The organism is Bartonella sp. TT67HLJMS, assembly GCF_042193375.1.
GTDB classification, from domain to species: domain Bacteria; phylum Pseudomonadota; class Alphaproteobacteria; order Rhizobiales; family Rhizobiaceae; genus Bartonella; species Bartonella grahamii.
In genome coordinates this window covers 1-3,774 of record NZ_JBHILP010000027.1, presented here as the reverse complement: position 1 = coordinate 3,774, position 3,774 = coordinate 1, and the positions used below count along the sequence as shown (strand labels likewise).

The window sequence follows — 3,774 nt, the reverse complement described above, 5'->3', positions numbered from 1 at the left end:
TTATGGTTATAGAAGCCGTAAGGATACTTTCATGCTTTAAAACTTCTACCTCTAAAGAAAACACATAAAAAGCTGCACACATGATGCAGCTTTTTTGCAAAATTTCCTTGATTTTTCATACTTTTCAACACAACCAAAATTTTCGAAATCCACATAAAGCTTTTATAATCATGAGAAACAAGCTTCAAAATAAAAGATTTTTTTCAACAATTCTATTTTTTTATGTTTTTTCTTTAAGAAATTTCTTAAATGAAGTGTTGACTTCATCGATTATATATATGCGTTACAGCGTAACAAATATGCGACTATTGCTCTATTTTTGCCATTTAAGCAAAACAAATTTCGCAGAAAAATACTCCTCTACAATCAACAACTTTTCCTAATATGGAAAGCATATCAATCTTACATCTCATGTAAGAGAGAGCATTATGCGGTTAATATTTCATCCACGTACAATATGAGAGAATAAGGTGAATTTCTCTGATACAAAGGGAATACCAACCTACCAAATTATCTATTCTCAACAAAGTAACACTCTCACCGCTTCAATACCAGTATATTAGTTTGAATATACGAACACAATTTACATTCTAGATTAAATGTATCAAATAAATAATAAACACAAAATCTATGGATAAACAACGGGTTAACTTTACACGCTTAAAACAAAGGACAAAACTCTATAATCATGCGTTATTAAAATTTTTTTTGTCAATATTTTTATACAGACATCAAAAATCGTACCATTGCTTTCAATACAAGAAATCTACATAAACAATTTCATCTTGATAAACACAACATGCTATATAGGCTGGATTCCATCGATGCTTATGAACAAACGCTTATAAAGTAGATTGAAGTCGCCTCTATTGAAGTAATAGATGGACAAAACAAACTATATTTTGTTGTGGAAAGCAAAGGAAGTATTTTCGAAGACATCTTGCGCGATCTGGAAAAAGCAAAAATCCATTGCGGTCGTGAATATTTCAAAGCTTTGGGAGAAAATACCCAATATATTGTTTCTGATAATTATCAAACTTTTATCGATTAAGCACTTCAAGAAGATACCATAACAACTTGAAAAAATATTTGGACTATGGAAACAGCCCTCCCCTGTTGTTTATAAAATGCAATTTTTTCCTACTTTATAATTTACAAGCTCTTCCTTATAACCGATTTTAATTTTTATTAAACGATTAAGAGATTGTCGAACATTTTCCAGAAAGAGCTGCACATTTAAGAAAAGAAAATTATAAACTATTGAGAATACATTTGGCACCCAAACAATATCGCTGTATTTTTACTGTTTTGCCTCGCACTCTCCTTATCGCATAAAGAGAAGGGCTCCGATTTATGATATGCTTTGTTTGAACGCCTTCTCAATAACATTTGCAATGGCATATAAGATCATAGAGCAGTTTACTACTTTTCGAGAAACCAACACACTGAGACCTTAACCACAACCTTCGTTATTTTTATGAAAGGACACTAAACCAACAAGCTCCTTAAACTCTAAAATTTGGCCATCTCCAGTAACATGCGGTGTTTATCAACGTCATACTTGCTTTGTGCTCTTGGACACCTCTCAAAACCTCTTGAAATATGGGATTCTCTGTTGGTATCTTTGCAAGTATCCACGAAATTAAGCACGCATTTCAATGCGGAATAGTCCCATAAACACGCTAACAGACACCCCTACAGCACCAGCATAGAATATGGCATCCCGCGCGCCCGCGCCGCCGCCCAAAATGCTAACCCTCTTCTGCCACGCATCGCGATGTGGAAAATAGCACCGTGCTGCAAACTTGGCGATGTTATTCATCTCATTTAAACCTCCTTGAATCACTATGCTTGCATAACCGCAACAGGTTCAAATGAAGATGAAGCGACAAAAACATCTGGTAAAGCAGCATCTTATCTCCATTTCATTGTGAACTGTCATAACAAATCTACCCCTCTTTAATAAAAAAGCCTTCTCTCATTGAGGGAAAATTTTTAAAAATATTGAAAATCATGATGCACGATGACAGACAGCAAACCATCTCTAAAAAGGCTGTTTTTTTACTTTTACAGTGTGCTCTGAGATTTCTCTAACATTTTCCTGTCTTTAGATTTTCCTTATAAAATTTACGGACAAAAGAAGCTTTTCAGAACTCTTTTACACATAACTTCATTGCTTCAAGCTCCCTTACAGACACGATAAACGTTTATATTTCCATCACGACCAAATACGCGAGATTAACAGCGGATATAATGAAAACAGCCTTTTTATAGAAAACCGTAAGCTTTAACGGAATAAACGAAATTGGTAAACCGATCCCCTACCCACTTGTTCTCTCTACCGGTTATGCGAACAAAGAACCCCATCTGCCCTTTCTGACAAGTAAAAAACACACGCAACATTTGGTAACATACCATTGTTGAAATTCTTTTCACAAAACCTTCCTTTCAGGGATTATACGCATTGCCTGCTTCCTTCTCTCCAATAAATAATCTACCAATAAAGAATGTTATTGCAGTTACAATAATACAAAATTATACTTCTGTTCTCATTCTATATTTTTCGAATTATCACGCATTATCCACCCCTTCACTGTTATAACAATGAAAGGAAAAAAATTAAAACACAATATAGTATTTCTTTTTCACAAATCTTATATAAGCCACAAGATTGTTGCGCGACCTTCTATGCAAGGTCAGGCAATAAAATCATACTCTAAAAACCACCCCACGCACCACTTTTTGATATTATAAAGCCATAAAATGCAATTATCATCTCCGCAAAAAATCTCTCAGAAAAACACTATTCCTCCTGCAATCATTGGACTACTTCCTCCAATGTTTGCGCACCATTATACGCATAACGAGTTAGATGACTTGTTTATTGCATCATTTGCTCCTCCTGAGGTTCCAGAAGGTACAAAAATCCAAAAAGTTAAAGCGTGGCTACGTGCAATCAATTCTCAATGCGAAGAACCACTTGAAGTCCTTGGTAACTTGCTTGGGGATTTTTTGGAAAAAGAATATTATGACCCAGACCCAAGCGGATTAAATCCATCATTATATGAAAAAATTTTACAGTTACAAAAAGATAAACGTACAGTTTTAGAAAAGTTAGAGGAGTATGACTTGGAATATCAGCGTGGAGGGCATATTATCAAGAATGAGCTGACCTCCACACAAGAATTGCAAAAAGCTGGCCTCCTCTCTATAGAAAAACTAAAAAAACTTATTGCAGAGAAAGAACTTTCAGCAGTAGAAATCGAAATCAATAGGGCATTAGAAAATATAGAAAAAGATCCAAGGGAGGCAGTTCTATTTGCAGCAAATCTATTGGAAGCCTCTTGCAAAGCTTATCTCGACCACCATTCTATCCCATATGCAGAAAACGCCCGTAATAATCTGCCCGCTTTATGGGAAGAAGTCGTTAAGAAAGCTAAGATCCATCCCGAAGATATGAAGCAAGAAAACTTAAAAAATCAAGATCTAGATGAAAATGACTTAAAAATGATCGCATCCGGTCTGTATCAAATTGTGCGCGGTACTATAAAGTTAAGAAACAAGAAAGGTGCAGCGCACGGCCGCTCAAAAAAGGATTTCGAACTAATCAATCTCAAACCTCGCCATGCGCGTTTAACTTTTAATGCCGCCCATTCCCTCTCAATTTATATCTTAGAGCTCATGGATCAGCCATAATAAAAAACATATCACGATTACCAGCATTTTCTCGTGCCATTTTTAATGCTTTTTAGGCATTAAAAAAGGGGGGGTGTT

General features: G+C 35.3%; 3 protein-coding genes. 2 read left to right on the top strand and 1 reads right to left on the bottom strand.

Going from position 1 to position 3,774, the window contains the following annotated elements; all coding sequences use genetic code 11:
* The first annotated feature begins 853 nt into the window (after window positions 1-853).
* Window positions 854-1,051, top strand: a complete 198-nt coding sequence (locus ACFIJQ_RS08750; protein ID WP_375629948.1) for a hypothetical protein — start codon at window positions 854-856, stop codon at window positions 1,049-1,051.
* 591 nt (window positions 1,052-1,642) lie between these two features.
* On the opposite strand, the gene ACFIJQ_RS08745 is transcribed toward ACFIJQ_RS08750, so the two are convergent.
* Window positions 1,643-1,822 carry a hypothetical protein gene (locus tag ACFIJQ_RS08745; RefSeq protein WP_375629946.1) on the bottom strand — a complete coding sequence of 60 codons (180 nt, stop codon included), beginning with the start codon at window positions 1,820-1,822 and terminating at the stop codon, window positions 1,643-1,645.
* Between the two features lie 941 nt (window positions 1,823-2,763).
* Between ACFIJQ_RS08745 and ACFIJQ_RS08740 the strand changes: the two genes are divergently transcribed.
* Window positions 2,764-3,696 (top strand): abortive infection family protein, encoded by a 933-nt coding sequence (locus ACFIJQ_RS08740; RefSeq protein WP_375629944.1) that lies wholly within the window; start codon window positions 2,764-2,766, stop codon window positions 3,694-3,696.
* Window positions 3,697-3,774 lie beyond the last annotated feature (78 nt).

What these genes read in the sequence shown, in the direction of transcription:
- ACFIJQ_RS08745 (WP_375629946.1), bottom strand. Translation starts at nt 1,822, where the DNA reads ATGAATAACATCGCCAAGTTTGCAGCACGGTGCTATTTTCCACATCGC.
- ACFIJQ_RS08740 (WP_375629944.1), top strand. Translation starts at nt 2,764, where the DNA reads ATGCAATTATCATCTCCGCAAAAAATCTCTCAGAAAAACACTATTCCT.